Raw genomic sequence first — 21,761 nt, forward strand, 5'->3', positions numbered from 1 at the left:
TCGCTTTTTCAATTCATCGAATGCATAATAGCCATAACTTGCAGCCATGAAGTCGCTTTTTTCTATTCTTTTGGTAGGTATTATAATCTGTTCCTGCAATAAGGAAACGGACCAGGTTTCGGAGGGTTCTCAAGCCAAATTAACAGTGGGCAATTTTGTGCTTAATGGAATTCCTGTAGATGTCAGTGTAAGCGGCAAGCTTATTACCACACAGCCCGTTAGTTTTGGGAAATTTTCCGGCGACACTGCTAATCCCTACACTTTATTCACACCAGGATTTAGCAATATTAAACTTAGCCCGGCAGGATACCCCGACAGCAATCTATTAACCAAAAGCAATTTCGTTTTCGGTACCGCTTCTGCATTCAGTTTCTTTCTGTTTGACTCGGTGCCAACAACTACATTATATGTGGTACAGGATTTACCTCAACTGGTCGACACAGCTGCCAAGGTTCGTTTTTTCAATTTTGTGAAGGGGACGGATAAGGATTCGCTTACGGTATACCTGATTCGCCACTTGCTAATAGGAAACAGACCTGACACGGTGAACCTAACGAAGTGGCTCACGAATTCTTCCAATAAGCCCAATCAATTGTCGCGTGCCTACGCGGGTGTTGATGATATTGACTACAGTGGTTTTAATACAATAGTGTACCAGGATACAGCGTACCACATCCATGTCTATCACAATAATGAACTTGTTGACAGCAGCCAAAAAGTAGCGATTAACCTACGCTCCCACTATTCCTTTGTCGCGGTTGGCTCCTACTATTACAACAATTTTACAGATCCAACTTTGTATAAGCCAACCATAAAAGTGATGAAGAATTACTAGGCGTGAAAGGTAAATCGGGAATCGTGAATGCAAGTCGCCACAAAACACATGAAGAGCGAATAACTTTGGAGAAATGAACAAAAAACCAATTCACAATTGACGATTCACGATTGACGACTGACCATTCCCGCTAAATATTATCTAAATTTCCCACTTAAACCTTGTTTTATTTTTTATTAAAACGGCGATTCCTTTAATTTTGCTCACCAAAAATATTTATATCCATTATGCAATTATCTTCAAGACTTGCTCGCTTTAATGAGCCGGAAACACTAAAAATGGCCAAACTGGGCAGAGAACTTAGGGCTCAGGGCGTTGATGTTATTGACCTTAGCGTAGGTGAACCGGATTTTGACACACCTGAGCATATAAAGGAAGCTTTGCATAAGGCGATCGATGAAAATTTCTCTCACTATACCCCGGTATCGGGCTACCCTGATTTGAAGCAGGCGATCTGCACAAAATTGAAACGCGATAACAACCTGGATTACAAACCAGAGAACATCATCGTTTCAAACGGTGCAAAACACAGCATTGCAAACCTTATCATGGCGCTGATCGATAAGGATGATGAGGTGATCATTCCAACTCCTTATTGGGTTACTTACTCTGAGATCGTTAAACTTTGCCAGGGTAAAGTAGTATTGGTAAGAACGAGTTTTGAAAATCGCTACAAAATCACTCCGGCAGAACTGGAAGCAGCGATCACTCCAAAAACAAAATTGTTCATGTTCTCTTCGCCAAACAACCCAACAGGGTCTGTTTACAGCAAAGAAGAACTGACTGCTTTGGCTGAAGTTTTCAAAAAGCACCCTAACGTCGCTATCATGAGCGATGAGATTTATGAATACACCAACTATGTTGGCAAACATGAAAGCATTGCGCAATTCCCTGAATTGAAGGATCGCGTGGCAATCATTCACGGTTTAAGTAAAGGTTATGCAATGACCGGTTACCGTCTTGGTTACCTTGCCGGTAACGCGGACCTGGTGAAAGGTTGCGAAAAATTGCAGGGTCAGTTTACCAGTGGTATCAATGCTGTAACGCAACGCGGTGGTATCATCGCTTTGACAGCAGATTTGAAACCAACCGTTGAGATGGGTAAAGAATTTGAAAAAAGAAAACAACGTGTATTGGAACTGTTGAAAGAGTTGCCTGGCGTTAAATGCGTAGTACCGGACGGCGCTTTCTATGTGTTCCCTGTTGTAAAAACATATTTTGGCAAAACCGACGGTGAAGAAACCATCAACAATGCTGATGAGCTTTGCATGTACCTTTTAAACAAAGCGCATGTTACAACCGTTACCGGTAGTGCGTTCGGCGAACCAGATTGTATCCGTCTTTCTTTTGCAAACAGCTTACCGAATATTGAGAAAGCGTATGCGAGAATTAAGGACGCGTTGGCTAAGTTGCACTAGTTGAGAATTGAGAGTGGAGAGTTATACAACCTCGATCTTACGTCTTTCAATCGCACATAAATTAAAAGCAGTCATTTTTGGTGACTGCTTTTTTTATATGAACCCGGCAATAAATTAACTCTCCATTCTCCATTCTCAACTCTCCCCTAACTTCGGTCTCAACCTCGCTCTCGACTTATTAAAAATATTCCGCCCCTTGTCAACGCCTTTGCGCAGCTCTTTTTGTTCTTCTATTGGCAGATGAATAAAATCCTGGCATTCTTTGCTGCAGCATTTATCGTATTTCGCCGCACACTCTTCGCATTGAATGAAAAGCAGGTGGCAACCGTCATTTGCGCAGTTCACGTGTGTATCACAAGGTTTGCCGCACTGGTGACATTTGGCAATAATCTCATCGCCGATCCTTTCTCCCAGCCTGTCGTCAAACACAAAGTTCTTACCAAGGAATTTATTCTCAAGTCCGTCTTCTTTTATTTTATTGGCGTAGTTAATAATGCCACCTTCCAAATGAAAAACGTTCTTAAACCCACTGTGTAGCATATACGCACTAGCTTTCTCGCAACGTATGCCGCCGGTGCAGTACATGATGATGTTTTTATCCTTGTTCTCCTTCATCATGTCAACCGCCATCGGGAGTTGTTCACGAAATGTATCGCTGGGAATTTCGATGGCATTTTCAAAATGCCCCACCTCGTATTCATAGTGATTGCGCATGTCGATCACAATCGTCTCGGGGTCCTTCGTCAGTTCGTTAAACTGCTCGGCATTCACATACCTCCCTTTGTTCCTCATATCAAAAGCAGCGTCGTTGATGCCGTCTGCAACGATCTTGTCGCGCACTTTGATCTTTAGTACCCAGAATGATTTACCGTGATCATCTACCGCGAGGTTCAAGCGCAACCCTTTGAGTGGTTCAATTGAATACAGATAATTTGTAAACGCATCGAGATTGTCCGTTGGCACGCTTATTTGGGCATTGATGCCTTCATGTGCCACATAAATGCGACCAAAAACCTTCAGCGTATGCAGGGCTTTGTACATTTCATCGCGAAATGCTTTCGGGTCACCAATATGGAAATAATTGTAAAAGGAAATTGTAGTACGGGATTCCGTTTCTTTCAATAGCTGTTCCTTCAGCTCTTTTTGTGAGACGCGATTGTGTAATACTGCCATAATTCGAAATTTGAATCCCGCTTTACGGGATAATCTTTTAATAAATGATTGGACACTTGCAGGGTGAACCAAATTTCATTTTCGCGGCAAAATTATGTCTTTTAGGCCTTCACAACAAGCAGTTATTGTTTTCGCTAAGGGAAGTACTTGTAGATATCTCCTCGCTTTAGAATGGTAATAATAACAATGGTAGGTTTTACATATTTGAGACCGATCCTATAATCACCGACACGAACCCTGTAATAGCTTTTGTCTTTGCAGCCTTGCATTAACTTATAATCCACTCCACTAGTATTCAGAGAGTCAGCATTCTTTAACTTCTCAATTACCGCATCAGCTTGCTCTATTATATACTGGGGTACACTTTTTAAATCTTTAAGATAACTGCGCTCGATGAATACTTCCATTATTCCTTACCAAATATTTTTTTTAATTCGGTCTTGTATTCATCATAGGTCATAACAGGTTCTTTGTCTTTGTCATTCAGCCTTTTATCCATTATCTCGCTCAAGATAAAATCGTTCACTTCCTCATTAACGTGAGTAAGCACGGCGACAATCTTTTCAACTTCTTCTTCTGTCCAATTTCCTTTTGTTTTCTTAACAGAGAAGTGAGGAGGGCGCATTCCTATTTTTTTTGCAACATAATCATTGCGATAGCCACTGATATCGATTAAATGGGCAAGGCTGGCTTTCAGGGTTTTATAATTTTCGACTGCTGCAATCATAACCAGAATTTATAATTACAAACTTACGTAATTATAATTACACATCTAATCCTCTATAAATAAAAAATCCCTCCGCAAGCGGAGGGACCTTTTATATCTTATAAGCTGAACTTATTTTTTCAAAGAGTCAACTTTAGCTTTAACTGTGTCAACTGCAGCTTTAGCAGTAGAATCGATAGTAGCTTTAGCGCTGTCAGCAACTGCAGTAACTGCAGAATCAGTAGCTTTTACTGTAGAATCAGCAGCTTTAGTTTCTGTAGAAGCAGAATTGTTACAAGCGGTCATAGCACCTGCGATAGCAAGGATAGCGAAAAATTTTTTCATTGTTATTTTTTTAAGGATTGTTAAAACCGGACGCAAAACTAGGCGCTTTTTTGAAAAAACCAAATTTTCATGTTAGAAAAATGAAAATCAGTGAGTTTGAAGAAAATGTAAGAGGTTCGAAGTACGATTTACGAGATATATCGGGGCGCCGCGCCCGAATGACTTTCGTCCATCGTACATCGCACATCGCTAATCTTTATCCAACACCCCTTTCACCAACCTGCTCCATTGGAGATTGGCAAAACCTGCAATAGCAGTTTTGCCCACAATAAAATTTCTTATTTTATCAAAGAAGTTTTGGACCTCTGTATTAGGTTTTTCATTTCTTCCATGAACGGCTGCCAGCACATCATTATCATGAAGACTTACTTCAAACGTACTCGAAGCATCTTTGTCAAAGAAATGAGCAGTGTCTTCCGTTTCTGCATTGGGATCGCTGGCGGGTTTTACCGTCATTGTAAATATCCCCTCGCGGTCTTTAATGTCAACAATCTTCACCCAATCATATCCTGAGCCCTCGTTTGAGCCTGGCCCGGGGATATCTATGCGAATAAAATCTCCCTCATTCGCAACCCCTTCAAGGTGTTCACCGGTTTCATCCATCAGACAAAAATCCGCGCCATCGTTGCCACACCATTCGTTCCAGTTATTTACATTCAGTAATTTATACCTGCCCTGGTTAAACAACCATTGTGCTTCATCAGCCGTTTTACAATGTGCCACTTCCTGAATGTCTTTTGACGAGCCTTTGGTTTGCTCGGGTATATCTTTTTCGTTTGTCATGTCCTAACTTTTTTGCTTAATGTTTACCAACATTTTTTTGTGATCCTTTACGAGAGGAAGTGTTGCTTCCAGAAAGTTTTTCATTTTATCGTCGGCAGTTGGCAAAGTAGATTCAAACAGACCAATTGTCTTGTCGTGATTTACAATCATCACACTCAGCCATTTGTTATCAAAAACATTTCCCGAAGCAGAAGAAAGATCTTTGAGTGCCGTTGCCGCATCTGTTGAAATAGAAGTATCCGCTTTTGCAGAACTATCGGCAATGACTTTAAGCTGCTTCAAAAAATTGCTATGATCTTTTATGAGACGATTGGCAACCTGTTTTATGTCGGAATTGGAGCTTTTATTTAGCGCGAGCTTTGCCATTTTTATCTCCGCCAAATTTCCTTCAATGGCAGTCCTATAAAAATCGGAACTGTGGGAACTGTTTCCTTTTCCGGTGTCATTTCCGTTGCCAGATTGTATGCCTGAAGTTGCGCTTCCTGTTGAGCCCACTCCTTCGTTTGAGAGATCAGAAGTATCGCCGATCAGCTTCTGTTTTTCTTTCTGGGTTTTGGTAACGTCGCCGCTCGGATTGTGATTTCCACAGGCGGCGAAAAGCCCGCCAGCGACTATGCATAGATATAAGATTTTCATAACAAGGTTCTTTGTTTTACTATCTAACAAAAGAATCATTCCTGAGCGAAGAAGATTATTAAGCGCAAAAAAGGCAACAGTTCATTTTGGCTTCGCATTGCAAATGCCTTCTGAGGCATGCTTTTTATGCAACTAAACCGGGCGCTTTTTCTAATTGGTTAAGTGCCGGAAATCATTTAAAATGAACCGTATATGCAAATTTTATACCACGCCATTATTACATTTTTTAGTCGCGAGTTGAGGTAAAAACTTATATATTGCTACAATTACCCATTACCAACCATGATTTTAATAGTAGATGACCGGCAGGAAAACCTGTTTTCCCTTAAGAAGATCCTGTCCCTTAATCAATTTGAAGTTGACACTGCCGAATCCGGCGAAGAGGCTTTAAAAAAGATTCTAAAAAATAAATACGAGCTCATTATCCTGGATGTTCAAATGCCAGGCATGGACGGCTTTGAAGTAGCGGAAACCATTAAAGGCTACAGCAAATCAAGAGACATTCCCATCATTTTTCTTTCAGCAGTTAATACGGAAAAAAAATTCGTTACCAAAGGCTATACTTCAGGCGGCATTGATTACATCGCGAAGCCTTTTGATCCTGATATTTTGATGCTCAAAGTCAAAACATTTTACAAGCTTCAAACACAAACCAACGAGCTGAATGCCGCGCAAAGAACTTTAAAAGAAGAAATTGAATACAGGAAACAGGCTGAAAATAATCTTTCGCAAAGTGTTGATGAATTGCGCTCCATACTGGAATCCATTCCTCACATAGCATTCACAACAACTGCCGAAGGCAAGATTGAATTCATCAATCAAAAATGGTATTTGTACAGCTATACAAAAGAAATATCGCCCGAAACACTGCCGGGGGAACTGACGCTGGACCAATGCATACAAAAAACGATCGACTCAAAAAGGCAAAATTCTTTTGAACTAAGCATCAAAGCCTTGCACGATACGGAGTACAGGTATCACACGCTAACGATGACGCCGGTAAAAAAGAATGACGTTATTACAAAATGGGTGTGCATTCTTACAGATATTCATGAACAAAAAATGGCCACGCAATTGCTGGAGCAGAGAGTAATTGAGCGAACGGAACAACTTCGAAAAATTAATAGCGCCCTCGAAACCTCGAATCATGAACTACAACAATTTGCCTATATCGCGTCACATGATCTGAAAGAACCGCTAAGAAAAATTCAGTTCTTCAGCGACCTCGTAAGGACTCGTTATCTTGAAAATGGCTCCGAAGCTTCCTCGTACATGAACCGTATCATTTTATCTTCTGAGAGAATGAAAAACCTGATCACCGATGTTTTGGAATACTCAAAACTCTCGATCGGCGCAGGTTTTGAGAAAACAAATCTCAATGAGATCATACAGGATATTCTGAGCGACATGGAACTGCTGATAACGGAGAAAAAAGCGGTGATCCACGTAGATCAAATTCCGGATATAGAAGCCAATGCTGCACAAATGCGCCAGGTGTTCCAAAATATTTTAAGCAATGCTCTTAAGTTTTCGAAGAAAGATGTTGTGCCCGAAGTAAATGTTCATGCGCACATCGAAAATTCGTATGAGCATGACGGTTATAGCACTAGCAATGTAGCCGTTTGTAAAATAGAAATATCCGACAACGGAATTGGCTTCAATGAAGCCTATCTGGACAAGATCTTTACGATTTTTCAACGATTGAATTCAAAAGAAGAATACGAAGGAACCGGCATTGGCCTTGCCATTGTAAAAAAGATTATTGAAACGCATAATGGTAGTATAACCGCAAGAAGTGCTGAAGGCAAAGGAAGCTGCTTTATTATTAAACTGCCACTTATGCAAAACACGGCAATACAAAGCTTTGCCACATCTCATTAAAAAACTTAAAAAACATATATACTTGAAATCAGAAATGAAATCCTCTTTTAAACGAAATCTTTATTTGAGTTTTGGTTTTTCATTGTTATTGCTCATCATCAGTACTGTTGCTTCTTATAATAGCATTCAAAACCTTATAAGCAGTGCCAAGTGGGTAAACCACACCAACCAGGTGCTGGAAAGAGTTGAAAGAACACTTTCGCTTTTAAAGGATGCAGAAAGTGGCCAGCGCGGCTTTCTCTTAACAGGCAAAGAGGCCTTTCTGGAACCTTATAATGGTGCATATGACAGTGCCTTGAGGTCTCTGCAAATTGTAAAAGATTTAACCGCCGATAATCCTGAACAAACAAAGAGCTGCGAACAGCTGCATGATATTATCACCAAACGGTTCACCCGGCTTGAATCGATGATCCAGGCAAAGAGAGATCATAATTCCATTGATTTGAATGGCCTGGATACAGGCAAATTATACATGGACGAGGCCAGAGACATCACTGCGTTAATGATTAACCGCGAGAAAAGATTATTGGATGAGCGTGTGGGCCAGATGAACAAGTTCGTGGGTATCACGCCGGCACTCATTCTTATAACGGCAATATTGTCGTTCATTATTACCATCGTTTCTTCCGTACGAATCATTAATGACTTTGACAAGCGGGCGAAATTGCAAAAGGACCTGGAAGATAAAGACGAGGACATCCAAAGGCGCATCGACATTATACACAATGTTGCCAATACCATTTCTAAAGGCGATTACGATGTTCGCGTGCAGGACACGGGCGCGGACGGTCTCGGCAACTTGTCTTTTTCACTCAACAAAATGGCGGAATCGCTACAATATTCCTTCAACCTGCTTTCAGAAAAGGAATGGACCCAGACAGGCGTGGTAAAGCTTTCTGATAAAATGCTTGGCGAGTATGATTTAAATGTGCTCACCTACAATATAATTGAATTCGTTGCAAACTATACCAACAGTACAGTTGGTGCTTTTTATGTGGTTGAACCCGATAACAGACTTGTTTTTAAAAATGGATATGCCTTTGACAGCGCTTACAGAAAAACACTTGAATTCGGGGAAGGTATTTCCGGCCAGGCAGCTCTAAGTGGAAAAGAAATTCTTCTTACAAATGTGCCTGCAGACAACATTGTCATCAGCTACGCAACGGGCGCAGCAAAACCGCAGAACGTTATAGCAATACCAGTTTTTTATGAAAGGAAAATAGTTGCTGTAATCGAACTCGCAGCCTTGAAAACTTATACTCCCATTGATGTCAACTTCCTTCAAGCGTCTGCACACAACATCGGGGTAATATTAAATGCCGTTGAAAACAGAAGAAAACTGCAGGAACTGCTCGAAGAAACACAGGCTCAATCAGAAGAACTGCAAGCGCAGCACAACGAGCTTGAAAACATGAACACCGAGCTTGAAGCGCAGGCAGAGAAACTACAGGCATCTGAAGAAGAATTGAAAGTGCAGCAGGAAGAATTGCTCGAAGCCAACCAGGAGCTTGAGGAAAGATCACGTATGCTTGAAGAGCGCAATCAGCAGATACATGAAAGAAATGTGGAAATACAACGCAAAGCAGAAGAGCTTGCACTGAGCACAAAATACAAATCTGAATTCCTTGCAAACATGTCGCACGAGTTGCGCACACCGCTGAATTCCATTCTGCTTTTGTCAAGGTTGATGTCGGAAAACAACGAAAAGAATTTAAGCAATGAACAGATAGAATATGCAAAAGTGATTTTAAGTTCAGGAAACGGTTTATTGTCACTCATTGATGAAATCCTTGACCTGTCTAAGATTGAAGCCGGCAAGATGGAACTGCAATACAGCCCTGTCAACATCAGGGATATGGTAGCTGAGCTACAGTCATTGTTTGGCCCAGTAGCCAAGGAAAAAAACGTTTCGTTTGAAGCAACCTTCTCGCCGAAAGCGCCGCAGGTCATTGAGACAGATAAAATGCGCCTCGAGCAGATATTGAAAAACCTTATTTCCAACTCGCTTAAGTTTACATCGCAAGGATATATTCAGTTAAAAATATTTACCGACAGCGAAAACAAAGATGTCATCGTGTTCAGTGTGAAAGACACGGGCATAGGCATTTCAAAAGACAAACAGCAATTGATCTTCGAAGCTTTCCAACAAGCCGATGGATCAACGCGACGCAAATATGGTGGCACTGGCCTTGGTCTTTCTATCAGCCGGGAACTGGCGAAACTATTGGGCGGAGAAATTCAACTCGATAGCGAACCGGACCAAGGCAGTGAGTTTCGTGTTTATCTCCCACTTTCAAATAACGCCAGGGAGGTGTTGCAGGCCACAGACATCCCCGCAGTTGGAGAATCTCAACAACCAAATGAAACTTCGATATTGGAAGAAACCATCAGCAAAGTAAAAGCCCAGCGCTTTATTGCCGATGTTATTCCACAAGACATTCCGGATGACAGGGCGGCGCTCAAACCAAACGACAAAGTGATTCTCATTGTAGAAGATGATACCAACTTTGCCAAATCGCTTTTGGAATTCACTCGCAAAAAGGGCTACAAGGGCGTGGTAGCGGTGCGTGGCGACGAAGGCGTTGAGCTGGCGCAAAACCTGCAACCAACGGGCATTCTGCTGGATATACAACTACCCGTAAAAGACGGCTGGGAAGTGATGGAAGATTTGAAAAGCGATCCTGCAACAAGGCACATCCCTGTTCACATCATGTCATCTTACGAAGTAAAAAACAAAAGCATTTCCAAGGGTGCGATTGACTTTATCAACAAACCTGTTGCGTTTGAACAGATACAGGAGATCTTCCAGAAGATAGAGCATGTGCTAAACAAGAACCCTCGTAAGGTGCTGATCGTGGAAGAGAATCCGAAGCATGCAAAAGCGCTGGCTTACTTCCTTGAAACATTTAACGTAAGCGCAGAAATCAAGACCAATGTGAATGATAGTGTGAATGCGCTAAAAGAAAAAGAAGTGAATTGCGTCATTCTCGACATGGGCGTTCCTGATCAGAAAGCATATGAAACCCTGGAGCAGGTAAAACAATCACCTGGCCTGGAAAACACGCCCATCATCATTTTCACTGGCAAAAGTTTATCCAAAGGCGAAGAGCTGCGCATTAAGAAATATGCGGATTCTATTGTGATCAAAACCGCCCACTCCTATCAGCGCATTCTGGATGAAGTGTCGTTGTTCCTTCATTTGGTAGAAGAAAAGAAAGAAACGCAAGGCGCCAAGCAATACAAAAATCTTAGTCTGCTGCATGATGTATTAAAAGATAAAACGGTACTGATCGCTGATGATGATGTTCGCAACATTTACTCGCTAACAAAGTCGCTGGAAAATTTTAACATGCATGTGATCTCCGCAATTGACGGCAACGAAGCATTGAAACAATTGGAGGCTAATCCGCAAATTGATATTGTGCTAATGGATATGATGATGCCTGAAATGGATGGGTATGAAAGTACAAAGCGAATCAAGGCAAACCCAAAGTTCCGCAATCTTCCTGTAATTGCAGTTACCGCGAAAGCAATGACCGGCGACCGGGAAAAATGCATTGCAGCGGGCGCCTCAGATTATATTACCAAGCCTGTTGATATTGATCAGCTATTGTCGTTGCTGAGAGTTTGGTTATATGATAGTGGAAAATAACGTGAGAGTGGTATAAATTTTTAGATGTAGGATGTTAGAAGTACGATGTACGAAATACATCATAGTACAAGACTATAAAAAATGTGGTACACCGCACATCGTACTTCGTACACTGAACATCGAACACATCAATCTTTAACAGCCAATGCAACCAAAAATATTAATAGTCGACGATGATGCCCGCAACGTATTTGCTTTAACAGCAGTGCTTCGTGCAAAAGGCTACTACTGCATTTCAGCACCGGACGTAAAAGAAGCACTCGCGATACTTACCGGAACCGGCAATATTAAAACTGTTCTACTGGATATGATGATGCCGGAAATAGATGGCTATGAGGCAATTCCCATTATCCGCAAAATGGAAAAGCATATAGCCACTCCCATAATTGCTGTAACTGCACAGGCAATGGTGGGCGACCGCGAACGTTGCCTGGCAGCGGGCGCCAATGACTACGTGTCTAAACCGATCAATGTGGATGTGCTGGTAACCTTGTTAAAAAAATATATTTAATACAGAGGAGATGCTGGAAACTCAAATGGTTAGTGATGGCGAAATGGAACTGTTGATCAGCGACATTTTGAGTATTTACGGATATGATTTTACTGATTACTCAAAGGCTTCCCTGAAAAGAAGGCTTAACAGGATTTACATGCTTGATAAATTTCCAAGCTTCGCTGAATTCAGGTACCGGATAAAAAATGACGCAGCTTATTTCAGCCGCTTTGTAGAAGAAATTACGGTGAACGTAACAGAAATGTTTCGCGACCCATCGTTTTACAAAACACTAAAAGAAGAGGTATTGCCCGTACTTGCAACGAAACCTTTGATTCGCATATGGCACGCAGGTTGCTCCACCGGTGAGGAAGTATACTCGATGGCCATTATGCTGGAAGAAGCAAACCTGCTGCAGAAGTCATTGCTTTACGCCACCGATCTCAATCCCTCTGTTTTAGAACGGTTGAAGAAAGGCATTTTCCCATTGAGTCAAATGAAACAGTACTCCGAGAACTATATTCTTTCCGGGGGCAGAAATGAATTTTCAAAATACTACCGGGCGAAATATGATCTCGCAAAATTTGATGAGAACCTCCAAAAGAAGATGATCGTTTCAACACACAATCTGGTGTCGGACCGCTCTTTTAACGAGTTTCAACTTATTCTTTGCAGAAACGTCTTAATTTATTTTGACAAACCGCTTCAGGACAAAGCGCTTGCACTTTTTGATGAAAGCCTTGAAAACCTTGGTTTTCTTGCGTTGGGCGCAAAGGAGAATCTTAAATTTTCGCCCGTTGCCAGGAAATACAAACAATTGGCCAACAAAGAAAAAATATGGAGGAAAACAAGATAAAACCCGCCGAAAATATTGTTATCATCGGTGGCTCGGCCGGCAGCCTGGATATCATTTTAAAAATTGTACCGGGGCTGCAACAAATAAATGCCGCCATCATCATGGTGCTCCATCGCAAATCATCGAGCGACACTATTCTCGTAGACTTGCTTACCGTGAAAACAAAACTTAAAGTGAAGGAAGCAGAAGAAAAAGAAATGATAGTGGCAGGGTGCATCTACATTGCTCCAGCTGATTATCATTTACTCATAGAAAAAGATTGCACTTTTTCACTCGATGTTTCAGAAAAAATAAACTACAGTCGCCCAAGCATAGACGTCACGTTTGAATCTGCCTCGGAAGTGTATGGCCCGCATTTAACGGGCATCTTATTATCCGGGGCAAACGCTGACGGCGCTGATGGACTGGGGGCCATTAAACAAAACAACGGCATTTGTATTGCGCAGGATCCCTCAACTGCAGAGGTCCCCTATATGCCACAATATGCAATTGACCATGTAGCGATTGATCACATTTTGACTGCGGAGCAGATCAAGGATTACATCAATAACATTGTTTGATTTTTGCTATTTATTGTTTCTTTTGTCCATTGGTTGAAACCAACGGCAATGAAGTATGTGCAATACTCTTATTTATTACAAAAACACGTTTCTCTTCTTCCTGCATTTCAGACCTGATTCATTGCCGTTGGCTTTAGCCAATGGGCACAAGGAGATAAAATCCCTCATTAACCATTCATTAAAAAATACGAGGCAACATTCGATCTGGCGACTACGTTAGTCGCCCTTTCTGTGATATAATTTTTAACTGCTTTTAAACCTGGCAAAAAAAATATCGTCTCAGATTGAAATAACATTTACAATTTTTTAAAAACCGTACACATGAAAATTAAAGCGCTAACACTCGCCTTAGCAATGATCGCCATGACAAGCGTAACATTCGCACAAACAAAAACGCCTGAAATAAACAAACGCCAGCATAACCAACAGGAAAGAATTGCAAGAGGAATAGATTCCGGCCAGCTGAATGCAAAAGAAACAGCAAGACTTGAAAACCGGGAAGCTAAAATTCAGGCCGACAAAAAAACAGCCAAAGCAGATGGAGTTGTTACCAAGAAAGAAAAAGCAAAGTTGAACCGAGAAGAAAACAAAACCAGCAAAGCGATTTATAAGCAGAAACACGATGCACAAAAAAGCAACTAATGCCTAACGCTTAACGCCTAACGCACAGCGCGGAAACTATGTGTTTTGCGTTGTGCATTAGGTGTTAAGCATTTAGCGTTTAGCTTTAGGCAAAAAAAAGCCCGGCCAAAAGCCGGGTTTTATATTCAATGAGGTTTCAGATTATAATATTTAATGTGATTGCAGAAACGTATGGGCACAAAAAAAGCCACACTGTAGAAACAGATGGCCTCTAACGATTGCTTGCCATATGAAAAAGAGTTCTAAAAATCTTGTTTGTTTAAGCGATTTCCTGATTTTCCTTCGTCCTCTATCCTATCTTCTGTATCATTCTCGCTTTGATATATCAAAAGTACTATGCGGATTAAGGGTATGCAAGACAATTAATGATTGATTTCATTATGCCAAAACACTAAAAAAAATGTTAACATCGGCTACCACAAAGCATTCCATCGATTTTTTAAATAATGCCCAACGATTTTTTCACCCCTATTTTTTTCTGTTTTTTGTCGGAAAAAGTGTTTTATACAGCATATTTGAGGCCGCGGCTCCCCATTTACCCTCTGTACATTTCCCATCAGCCATTTTTACAAAAAGCTCTATACTTGTAAAATATTTCCCTGACTAAACCGTCTACCATGTTTAACGCTCAACGCCTAATGCCTAACGCAGTCGTCTGAGCGTTGCGCTTTGCGTTCAGCGTTTTCACATTAAGCGTTTGGCGTTAAGCGTTTAGCATTTAACAAACTGATTTATTGAGCCCAAACAGCCATGAAAAAAGAATCTCAAAAAGCACCAGCGAAACCAAATATTTTCAAAATACTGACGCCATACAGGCGCATGATCTTCCTTTTGATTTTTCTTGCCCTGCTAAGCAATGGTATCAACCTCATCATACCAAGGCTGATTTCCAAAGGAATAGATGACTATACGCATAACGCACTGGTGATGAAAAACCTGATCTTCATGTTTGGCGCAGCCGCATTGCTGATCTTCTTTTTCAACTACCTGCAAACAATCGTTCAGACCTACACGTCCGAAAAAGTGGCGAGGGACATGCGTGAAAAACTCTCCGATCGCATATCGAGGCAGAGCCATGTTTACATACAGGAAACCAATCCTGCCAAACTGCTTACCAACCTGACTTCAGATATAGATTCTATTAAAATGTTTGTGTCGCAGGCTATTGTTTCCATTGCATCCTCGATCGTAATTATTGTGGGAGCAAGCATCTTATTAATCATGATCAACTGGAAACTGGCGCTGGCGGTGCTGATGATCATTCCTATTATTGGAGGCGCCTTCTTCTTTGTATTGAAAAAAGTGCGTCCCATATTCATGAAAAGCAGGCAGGTTATCGACAAGCTGAATAAGGTGATCAATGAAAGTATTTTGGGCGCGGCGTTGATCAGGGTTTTAAACTCACAGCAACCCGAGTACGAAAAATTCATTGAGGCCAATGGAGAGGCCCGCGATCTGGGCATGAGCATTCTACGGATGTTTGCCGGTTTGATCCCTGTGATCACGTTTGTTGCCAACCTTGCAATGCTTACCATTCTTGTGTTGGGCGGTCATTTTGTAATTAATGGTTCCATGACGCTCGGTAATTTCGCCGCATTCAACGGCTATCTTTCGCTGCTCATTTTCCCGATCCTTGTGATTGGATTTATGAGCAATGTTATTGCACAAGCGTCCGCATCGTATGGCCGCATTGCTGAAACACTCAACTCTCCAGATACTGAAGACACAGGCACCGTTACCACTCCTTTAAGCGGAGAAATTACATTAAAAAATGTGATGCTTACTTATGGGGAGAAGCCAGCTTTAAAGGATGTTTCACTGGAAGTACAGCCGGGCAGCAGAACCGCCATCATTGGGCCAACTGCTGCGGGCAAAACACAATTGCTCTATCTGCTTACAGCCTTGATCAAAGCAAACGAAGGACAAATTACTTTCGACAATATTCCCGTTGACGACTACAAAAAGGAAAAATTTTACAGCCAGGTTGGATTTGTGTTCCAGGATAGCATCATTTTCAACATGAGCATCAGGGAAAACATCGCATTCAGCAATACGGTAACGGATGAGGCGCTGGAAAAAGCAATTGAAACAGCGGAGTTGAAAAATTTCATCGACTCCTTGCCCGGTCAGCTTGATGCGGTTGTTTCGGAAAGAGGAACGAGTTTATCAGGCGGCCAAAAGCAGCGAATAATGCTTGCCCGTGCACTCGCCATCAATCCAACCATTTTATTACTGGATGATTTCACAGCACGCGTCGATTCAAATACGGAAAAAAGGATATTGAACAATTTGCGCAAAAATTATCCGGGTCTTACGCTCGTGTCTGTTACACAAAAAATAGATGCAGTGAAAGATTACGACCAGATCATTTTATTAATGGAAGGAGAAGTTATTGCATCCGGCGTACACGAAGAACTAATGCACAGCAGTCCGGAATATGTACAAATTTATGAATCGCAGAAAAGCACTAATGTTTACGAACAGCCAGCGCTCGTCAATGGTGAATCGTGAAAGGTGAATCGTCAATTCGACTCTCCATTCACTAATCTCCACTTGCGTTTTGCGACAACCAATTCACGTTTCACCTTTCACCATTCAAGACAATGAACTATAATCTTCTCAATACATCCACCACCGCGCCGAAGCAAAAAAATGCTACTTATAAAGCATTGAAAAAATTGCTGGCGATGATGTCGAACGAAAGAAAGACGCTGATCATGGCTTTCTTTGCCATCATTATAAATTCATCACTCAATCTTGTTGGCCCATTGATCATTGGTCACACGATTGATAAATATGTTCAAACAAAGCAATTCCACGGCGTGCTTGTTTTTTCAGGCGTGTTGCTGTCTATTTATCTTTTTGCTTTTGTTTCAAGCTATGTGCAAAGCAAATTAATGGGCGGTTTTGGCCAACGCATGTTGTTTCAATTGCGTAATGCAGTGTTTAACAAGCTTCAGGAACTTCCTGTTGCATTTTTTAATCAGAACAAAGCAGGTGATCTTATTTCAAGGGTAAACAACGATACGGACAAACTCAACCAATTTTTTTCACAATCCCTGATGCAGTTTGTAGGCAGTTTGTTCATCATGACGGGTGCCGGTATTTTTCTTTTGTCCATCAACTTTAAGCTGGGAGCAGCGGCGCTTTGCCCGGCTTTATTACTTTTCATTTTTACGCGTACCATTTCGCCATGGGTTAAAAGCAGAAATGCCATCAACATGAAAAGTCTTGGCAACATGAGTTCCGAGATCCAGGAGAGTTTGAACAACTTTAAGGTGATCATCGCATTTAACAGGCGCGATTATTTCAGGCAGCGTTTCAACGAAGCAAACAAAGAACAATACACAACGGCAGTTAGCGCGGGGCTTGCAAATAACCTGTTTATGCCGGTGTTTAGCTTTACCTCCAACCTTGGGCAATTGGTGGTTTTATCGTTGGGCATTTATATGATTGCATCCGGAGCATTTACGGTTGGTTTGTTGATCAGTTTCCTGGCTTACGTTACAAACTTTTACAACCCGCTCAGACAATTGGCTGCACTGTGGGCAAACTTCCAGGTGGCAATGGCGGGCTGGGACAGAATTTCGCAGATACTGGCACTGCAAACCAATCTTGAAACGATACCGGATAACGCCGCAAACAAAAGCAACTCTCTGTTAGAATTTAAAGATGTTCATTTCAGTTATCCTGATGGCAAAGAGGTGATTCACAACATCAATTTCAAACTGGAGAAAGGGAAAACATATGCATTGGTAGGACCAACTGGTGGCGGCAAAACCACAACCGCTTCTTTGATCGCCAGGCTGTACGATGCTACAAGTGGCACCATTTACCTGGACGGGAAAGATATCCGTTCTTACGAAGCAACAGAACGGACGAACAAGATCGGTTTCATTTTACAAGAACCATTCTTATTTACCGGAACGATCAAAGAAAACATTTTGTACGGCAATGAGAAATATGCATCATACTCAAACGAAGCGTTGACGGAAGAACTGAAACAAGCGGGACTGGAACAATTGCTCAATCGTTTTGAAAAAGGTTTGGATACACCGCTTAAAACCGGCAGCGACAGTTTGAGTCTTGGTCAAAAACAGCTGATCGCCTTTATACGTGCGGTTTTGCGCAACCCTGCAATATTAATTCTGGATGAAGCAACAGCCAATATCGATACCATTACAGAACAATTGCTGGAAGATATTTTACAAAAACTTCCCGCATCTACAACCCGTGTGATCATTGCACACAGGCTCAACACCATCGCCAATGCAGACGAGATATACTTCGTCAACAGTGGCCAGGTCATCCGGGCCGGCTCACTGAACGACGCGATGGAAATGTTGATGCATAATAAAAGAGAAAGCTAGTTTAACGCTGAACGCATAACGCCCAAAGCTTAACGCTGAACGCCTAACGCAAATGGAACACTCCCGCGTTAGGCGTTTTGCGTTAAGCATTAGGCGTTCTTAAAATATTTTCCCCGCTCATTCGTCTACCTAATCAGGTATTTATTTTTTCATTTAAAAATTGACAACATGTACTACAATCAGTCATGCGCCGCAAAAGGCAATTACGGGGGCAGGGAAAGACTGTTCAACCGTTCGATGGAAAGGGCTGCTGTAAACATTTACAGAACAGCCAACAGCTTTGAAATGCTCGTGTTTGCACCGGGCCGCATCAAAGAACATTTTAAACTGGATGTAAAGGGTAATGAACTTACCATTTCTTACACGCCGCCAGAAGGTTTTCCAAGGCCGGAATGGATCAGACGCGAATACAGCCGCGGAGGTTTTGTAAGAACGTTCCAACTCGATGAAACCATTGACGCAGGCAACATCACCGCGAAATATGTGGATGGTGTATTGGAAGTAAGCCTGCCAATCATTCCGGGAAAAGAGGAATCAAAGCACAATATAGCGGTCAATTAGCACAATCGATGAATCAACAAACGGGCTGTCTTAACGGGCAGCCTTTTGTTTTTAGTTGAGAGTTGAGAATGGAGAGTTGAGAATGAAAGTTTAGAAACTTGAGACGCGCTACCAACTCATAACTCTCAACTCTCCATTCTCAACTCTCAACTTTCAATTTTGAATTGCGAACAAGATAACCTGACGCACTATTTACACCAACGGCTTTATTTCTAAAAAAGGTTTTTCTATTTTGAACCTCTAAATTAAAGCCAACATGAAACGAAGCAACTTCGTGGTCGGTTCTTTGATCACAATAAGTGCACTAACTGCATGCCAAACACCCGATAAACCGGTAGCAAAGAGTCTGATCAATTTTCGGTACATGGATTCTGCCACTAAACCGGGCGATAACTTTTACAGATTTATAAATGGTAAATGGCAGGACACTGCAACAATCCCCGGCACAGAAACGGGTGTTGGAGGGTTTCTTGACGTTGAAAACAGAAAAAGGGACCGATTAAAGGAGATAGTTGCCAGCGTTGCTGACGGCAAGCAAAAAGAAGGATCGATAGAACAGAAAGTGGGCGACTTCTATTTATCAGGAATGGATTCCACAACCATCGAAGGCCGCGGTTATGATCCTGTAAAGCCAACGCTGCAACAGGTTTTCTCACTTACTGGCGCAAAAGACATTATGAAGTTTGTTGCTGAACAACACACGCTGAACAATAATTTACTGTTTAATCAAGGCTTTGGTGCTGATGATAAGAACAGTTCAATGAACATTGCCGTTTATTCCCAGGGTGGATTGGGTTTGCCTGAGAGGGATTATTACTTCAAAACAGACGCAGCAACGCAGGAGGTTGTAAGTGCCTATAAAACTTTCATGGCAAAAACATTTGCACTCACCGGCGATGATTCGCTAACAGCAAACAAGAAAATGAACGCGGTATATGATCTTGAAAAGAAAATGGCAGCAAGCCACCGCACGGCCATCGAACTACGCGATCCCCAAGCCAATTACAACAAGTTTGCCGTAAAGGACCTCAACAAAATGGAGCCTGCTTTTGCGTGGGAGACAACATTGACAGATATGGGCGTAAAAACAGATTCAGTAAATGTGCAACAGCCCGCATTCTTTAAAGCAGTTGACCAATTGCTGACGTCCGCGCCAATCGACGCATGGAAAGCTTACTTCCAGTTTCACGTGATAGAAAATGCTGCACCTGCATTGAGTAGTGCTTTTGTAAACGCAAGATTTGCTTACGTAAAAGCATTAACCGGCCAGCAGGCAATGAAGCCGCGCTGGGAAAGAATGATCCGAAACCTTGATGGAAATCTTGGCGAAGCATTGGGTGAACTGTACGTGAAAAAATATTTTACGGAAGCCGACAAAAAACGCATGCTTGAACTGGTGAACAACCTGCAGATTGCGTTTGAAAACCGCATCAATAAACTTGACTGGATGAGTGACAGCACTAAAACTGTGGCAAAAGAAAAACTGCACGCATTCCTGAAAAAAATAGGCTATCCAGATAAATGGAGAGATTACAGCAAAGTAAACATTGACAAGTCAAAATACTTTGAGAACCTTGTTTCCTGCGGTAAAAATGAATATCAATATCAATTGAGCAAAGTGGGTAAACCTGTTGACAGAACGGAATGGGCAATGACGCCACCAACTGTTAACGCGTACTACAACCCTACTTTTAACGAGATTGTTTTCCCTGCCGGCATTTTGCAGTTTCCTTTCTTTGATCCGCAGGCAGACGATGCGATCAATTACGGCGGCATCGGCATGGTGATCGGACACGAAATGACGCATGGCTTCGATGATCAGGGTGCACAGTATGACAAAGATGGCAATATGCGCAACTGGTGGGCAAAAGACGATGCGCCAAAATTCAAAGCGAAAGCAGATCTGGTAAATACGCTGTACGATAGTTTTACCATACAGGATACCATACATCTTCAGGGTAAATTGACAACCGGCGAAAACATGGCAGACATTGGTGGTATCGCTATTGCATACGATGCCTTCAAATTAACCAACCAAGGAAAAGATACAGTGAGAATTGACGGACTTACTCCTGATGAAAGATTCTTTGTTTCGTTTGCACAATGCTGGAGATTTAAACTGAAACCGGAAAGCGAAAGAATGTATGTGAACATCGATCCACATTCACCGGCGATGTACCGCGTTAATGGACCGTTGATGAACTTCACTCCTTTCTACACAACATTTAATGTGCAGCCTGGAGAAAAAATGTTTGTACCGGAAGATAAGAGAATTAAGATTTGGTAGTTTTTAACTAGTTGAGAATGGAGAGTTGAATTAGTGTCTAACTAATAACTCTCCACTCTCAATTCTCAACTCTCCACTAACTACAGTTTAAACGCTGTTTCGCGCTTCAACTCCTTCATTACAAACGAGGTTTGCAAATTTGCAATATTGGAAAGCCTTGCCAGTTTGCTTTCTATAAAATCGTGATAAGTGGACAGATCCTTTGTCACAATCTTCAACATGTAGTCGTAGTTACCCGACAGTTTTACAATTTCCATGATCTCTTCAAAAACAGTGATCTGCTCTTCAAAGGCTGATGAAGTTTGCGTAGAATGACTTTTCAGCGACAAGTGGCAATAGGCAACAACGCCGAGGCCGATCTTTTCACGGTCCAATAAGGTCACGTTTTTTTCTATAACACCATTTGCTTTGAGCTTGTTGATACGATCGTATGTTGGCGATACAGACAACCCGATTTTATCGGCAATTGCCTTGGCACTAAGACTAGCATCTCTTTGAAGCATGTTTAAAATCTTAATATCAATCAAATCAAGCGCAATCATATTTTACTGATTTTTTCTTAC

At 41.7% G+C, this 21,761-nt stretch carries 19 protein-coding genes; 12 read left to right on the forward strand and 7 right to left on the reverse strand.

What is annotated here, in order from left to right; genetic code table 11:
- Positions 1 to 46 precede the first annotated feature (46 nt).
- Positions 47 to 835, forward strand: a complete 789-nt coding sequence (locus KTO63_RS01315) for a DUF4397 domain-containing protein (protein WP_217789312.1) — start codon at positions 47 to 49, stop codon at positions 833 to 835.
- Positions 836 to 1,062: 227 nt separating this feature from the next.
- Positions 1,063 to 2,253 (forward strand): pyridoxal phosphate-dependent aminotransferase, encoded by a 1,191-nt coding sequence (locus KTO63_RS01320; RefSeq protein ID WP_217789313.1) that lies wholly within the window; start codon positions 1,063 to 1,065, stop codon positions 2,251 to 2,253.
- A gap of 135 nt (positions 2,254 to 2,388) precedes the next feature.
- On the opposite strand, the gene trhO is transcribed toward KTO63_RS01320, so the two are convergent.
- The 6 genes from trhO to KTO63_RS01350 form a co-directional block, all read right to left on the reverse strand.
- Positions 2,389 to 3,426 (reverse strand): oxygen-dependent tRNA uridine(34) hydroxylase TrhO, encoded by a 1,038-nt coding sequence (gene trhO, locus KTO63_RS01325; RefSeq protein ID WP_217789314.1) that lies wholly within the window; start codon positions 3,424 to 3,426, stop codon positions 2,389 to 2,391.
- 134 nt (positions 3,427 to 3,560) lie between these two features.
- Positions 3,561 to 3,833: a type II toxin-antitoxin system RelE family toxin gene (locus KTO63_RS01330; protein WP_217789315.1), complete on the reverse strand. Its 273-nt coding sequence runs from the start codon at positions 3,831 to 3,833 to the stop codon at positions 3,561 to 3,563.
- Positions 3,833 to 4,153, reverse strand: coding sequence for a hypothetical protein (locus tag KTO63_RS01335; RefSeq protein WP_217789316.1), 321 nt, complete (start codon positions 4,151 to 4,153; stop codon positions 3,833 to 3,835). Before KTO63_RS01335 ends, KTO63_RS01330 begins: the two co-directional genes overlap by 1 nt.
- 111 nt (positions 4,154 to 4,264) lie before the next feature.
- The gene (locus tag KTO63_RS01340) at positions 4,265 to 4,477 is read right to left on the reverse strand and encodes a hypothetical protein (protein ID WP_217789317.1); all 213 of its coding nucleotides are present in this window, start codon (positions 4,475 to 4,477) and stop codon (positions 4,265 to 4,267) included.
- 189 nt (positions 4,478 to 4,666) lie between these two features.
- The gene (locus KTO63_RS01345) at positions 4,667 to 5,260 is read right to left on the reverse strand and encodes a hypothetical protein (protein ID WP_217789318.1); all 594 of its coding nucleotides are present in this window, start codon (positions 5,258 to 5,260) and stop codon (positions 4,667 to 4,669) included.
- A gap of 3 nt (positions 5,261 to 5,263) precedes the next feature.
- Positions 5,264 to 5,896, reverse strand: a complete 633-nt coding sequence (locus tag KTO63_RS01350) for a DUF4142 domain-containing protein (protein ID WP_217789319.1) — start codon at positions 5,894 to 5,896, stop codon at positions 5,264 to 5,266.
- Positions 5,897 to 6,178: 282 nt separating this feature from the next.
- On the opposite strand from KTO63_RS01350, the gene KTO63_RS01355 reads away from it, so the two are divergent.
- The 10 genes from KTO63_RS01355 (at position 6,179) to KTO63_RS01400 (ending at position 21,198) form a co-directional block, all read left to right on the forward strand.
- The gene (locus KTO63_RS01355; RefSeq protein ID WP_217789320.1) at positions 6,179 to 7,777 is read left to right on the forward strand and encodes a hybrid sensor histidine kinase/response regulator; all 1,599 of its coding nucleotides are present in this window, start codon (positions 6,179 to 6,181) and stop codon (positions 7,775 to 7,777) included.
- Positions 7,778 to 7,811: 34 nt separating this feature from the next.
- Positions 7,812 to 11,429, forward strand: coding sequence for a response regulator (locus tag KTO63_RS01360; RefSeq protein ID WP_217789321.1), 3,618 nt, complete (start codon positions 7,812 to 7,814; stop codon positions 11,427 to 11,429).
- A gap of 145 nt (positions 11,430 to 11,574) precedes the next feature.
- On the forward strand, positions 11,575 to 11,940 hold the full coding sequence (locus KTO63_RS01365; RefSeq protein WP_217789322.1) for a response regulator: 366 nt from the start codon (positions 11,575 to 11,577) through the stop codon (positions 11,938 to 11,940).
- 10 nt (positions 11,941 to 11,950) lie between these two features.
- Positions 11,951 to 12,778, forward strand: a complete 828-nt coding sequence (locus KTO63_RS01370; protein ID WP_232372980.1) for a CheR family methyltransferase — start codon at positions 11,951 to 11,953, stop codon at positions 12,776 to 12,778.
- A complete protein-coding gene (locus KTO63_RS01375; RefSeq protein WP_217789323.1) occupies positions 12,760 to 13,338 on the forward strand; it encodes a chemotaxis protein CheB in 579 nt (192 codons plus the stop codon). Before KTO63_RS01370 ends, KTO63_RS01375 begins: the two co-directional genes overlap by 19 nt.
- 321 nt (positions 13,339 to 13,659) lie before the next feature.
- The gene (locus KTO63_RS01380) at positions 13,660 to 13,980 is read left to right on the forward strand and encodes a hypothetical protein (RefSeq protein WP_217789324.1); all 321 of its coding nucleotides are present in this window, start codon (positions 13,660 to 13,662) and stop codon (positions 13,978 to 13,980) included.
- Between the two features lie 750 nt (positions 13,981 to 14,730).
- Complete coding sequence (locus KTO63_RS01385; RefSeq protein ID WP_217789325.1) at positions 14,731 to 16,491, forward strand: ABC transporter ATP-binding protein; 1,761 nt, start codon at positions 14,731 to 14,733, stop codon at positions 16,489 to 16,491.
- Positions 16,492 to 16,583: 92 nt separating this feature from the next.
- On the forward strand, positions 16,584 to 18,350 hold the full coding sequence (locus KTO63_RS01390) for an ABC transporter ATP-binding protein (protein WP_217789326.1): 1,767 nt from the start codon (positions 16,584 to 16,586) through the stop codon (positions 18,348 to 18,350).
- A 168-nt stretch (positions 18,351 to 18,518) separates the two neighbouring features.
- The gene (locus KTO63_RS01395; RefSeq protein ID WP_217789327.1) at positions 18,519 to 18,911 is read left to right on the forward strand and encodes an Hsp20/alpha crystallin family protein; all 393 of its coding nucleotides are present in this window, start codon (positions 18,519 to 18,521) and stop codon (positions 18,909 to 18,911) included.
- A gap of 256 nt (positions 18,912 to 19,167) precedes the next feature.
- Positions 19,168 to 21,198, forward strand: coding sequence for a M13 family metallopeptidase (locus KTO63_RS01400; protein WP_217789328.1), 2,031 nt, complete (start codon positions 19,168 to 19,170; stop codon positions 21,196 to 21,198).
- Between the two features lie 80 nt (positions 21,199 to 21,278).
- Here KTO63_RS01400 and KTO63_RS01405 read toward each other — a convergent pair whose 3' ends face one another.
- The gene (locus tag KTO63_RS01405; RefSeq protein ID WP_217789329.1) at positions 21,279 to 21,740 is read right to left on the reverse strand and encodes an Lrp/AsnC family transcriptional regulator; all 462 of its coding nucleotides are present in this window, start codon (positions 21,738 to 21,740) and stop codon (positions 21,279 to 21,281) included.
- Between the last annotated feature and the right edge of the window lie 21 nt (positions 21,741 to 21,761).

Origin of the sequence: Pinibacter aurantiacus (assembly GCF_019130065.1) — a bacterium.
In the GTDB taxonomy this organism is placed as follows: Bacteria; Bacteroidota; Bacteroidia; order Chitinophagales; family Chitinophagaceae; genus Pinibacter; species Pinibacter aurantiacus.

Coding starts and splice junctions, on each gene's coding strand:
- KTO63_RS01340 (WP_217789317.1), bottom strand. CDS start 4,477: ATGAAAAAATTTTTCGCTATCCTTGCTATCGCAGGTGCTATGACCGCT.
- KTO63_RS01390 (WP_217789326.1), top strand. CDS start 16,584: ATGAACTATAATCTTCTCAATACATCCACCACCGCGCCGAAGCAAAAA.
- KTO63_RS01370 (WP_232372980.1), top strand. CDS start 11,951: ATGCTGGAAACTCAAATGGTTAGTGATGGCGAAATGGAACTGTTGATC.
- trhO (WP_217789314.1), bottom strand. CDS start 3,426: ATGGCAGTATTACACAATCGCGTCTCACAAAAAGAGCTGAAGGAACAG.
- KTO63_RS01365 (WP_217789322.1), top strand. CDS start 11,575: ATGCAACCAAAAATATTAATAGTCGACGATGATGCCCGCAACGTATTT.
- KTO63_RS01335 (WP_217789316.1), bottom strand. CDS start 4,153: ATGATTGCAGCAGTCGAAAATTATAAAACCCTGAAAGCCAGCCTTGCC.
- KTO63_RS01330 (WP_217789315.1), bottom strand. CDS start 3,833: ATGGAAGTATTCATCGAGCGCAGTTATCTTAAAGATTTAAAAAGTGTA.
- KTO63_RS01360 (WP_217789321.1), top strand. CDS start 7,812: ATGAAATCCTCTTTTAAACGAAATCTTTATTTGAGTTTTGGTTTTTCA.
- KTO63_RS01400 (WP_217789328.1), top strand. CDS start 19,168: ATGAAACGAAGCAACTTCGTGGTCGGTTCTTTGATCACAATAAGTGCA.
- KTO63_RS01375 (WP_217789323.1), top strand. CDS start 12,760: ATGGAGGAAAACAAGATAAAACCCGCCGAAAATATTGTTATCATCGGT.
- KTO63_RS01320 (WP_217789313.1), top strand. CDS start 1,063: ATGCAATTATCTTCAAGACTTGCTCGCTTTAATGAGCCGGAAACACTA.
- KTO63_RS01395 (WP_217789327.1), top strand. CDS start 18,519: ATGTACTACAATCAGTCATGCGCCGCAAAAGGCAATTACGGGGGCAGG.
- KTO63_RS01355 (WP_217789320.1), top strand. CDS start 6,179: ATGATTTTAATAGTAGATGACCGGCAGGAAAACCTGTTTTCCCTTAAG.
- KTO63_RS01315 (WP_217789312.1), top strand. CDS start 47: ATGAAGTCGCTTTTTTCTATTCTTTTGGTAGGTATTATAATCTGTTCC.
- KTO63_RS01345 (WP_217789318.1), bottom strand. CDS start 5,260: ATGACAAACGAAAAAGATATACCCGAGCAAACCAAAGGCTCGTCAAAA.
- KTO63_RS01405 (WP_217789329.1), bottom strand. CDS start 21,740: ATGATTGCGCTTGATTTGATTGATATTAAGATTTTAAACATGCTTCAA.
- KTO63_RS01380 (WP_217789324.1), top strand. CDS start 13,660: ATGAAAATTAAAGCGCTAACACTCGCCTTAGCAATGATCGCCATGACA.
- KTO63_RS01350 (WP_217789319.1), bottom strand. CDS start 5,896: ATGAAAATCTTATATCTATGCATAGTCGCTGGCGGGCTTTTCGCCGCC.
- KTO63_RS01385 (WP_217789325.1), top strand. CDS start 14,731: ATGAAAAAAGAATCTCAAAAAGCACCAGCGAAACCAAATATTTTCAAA.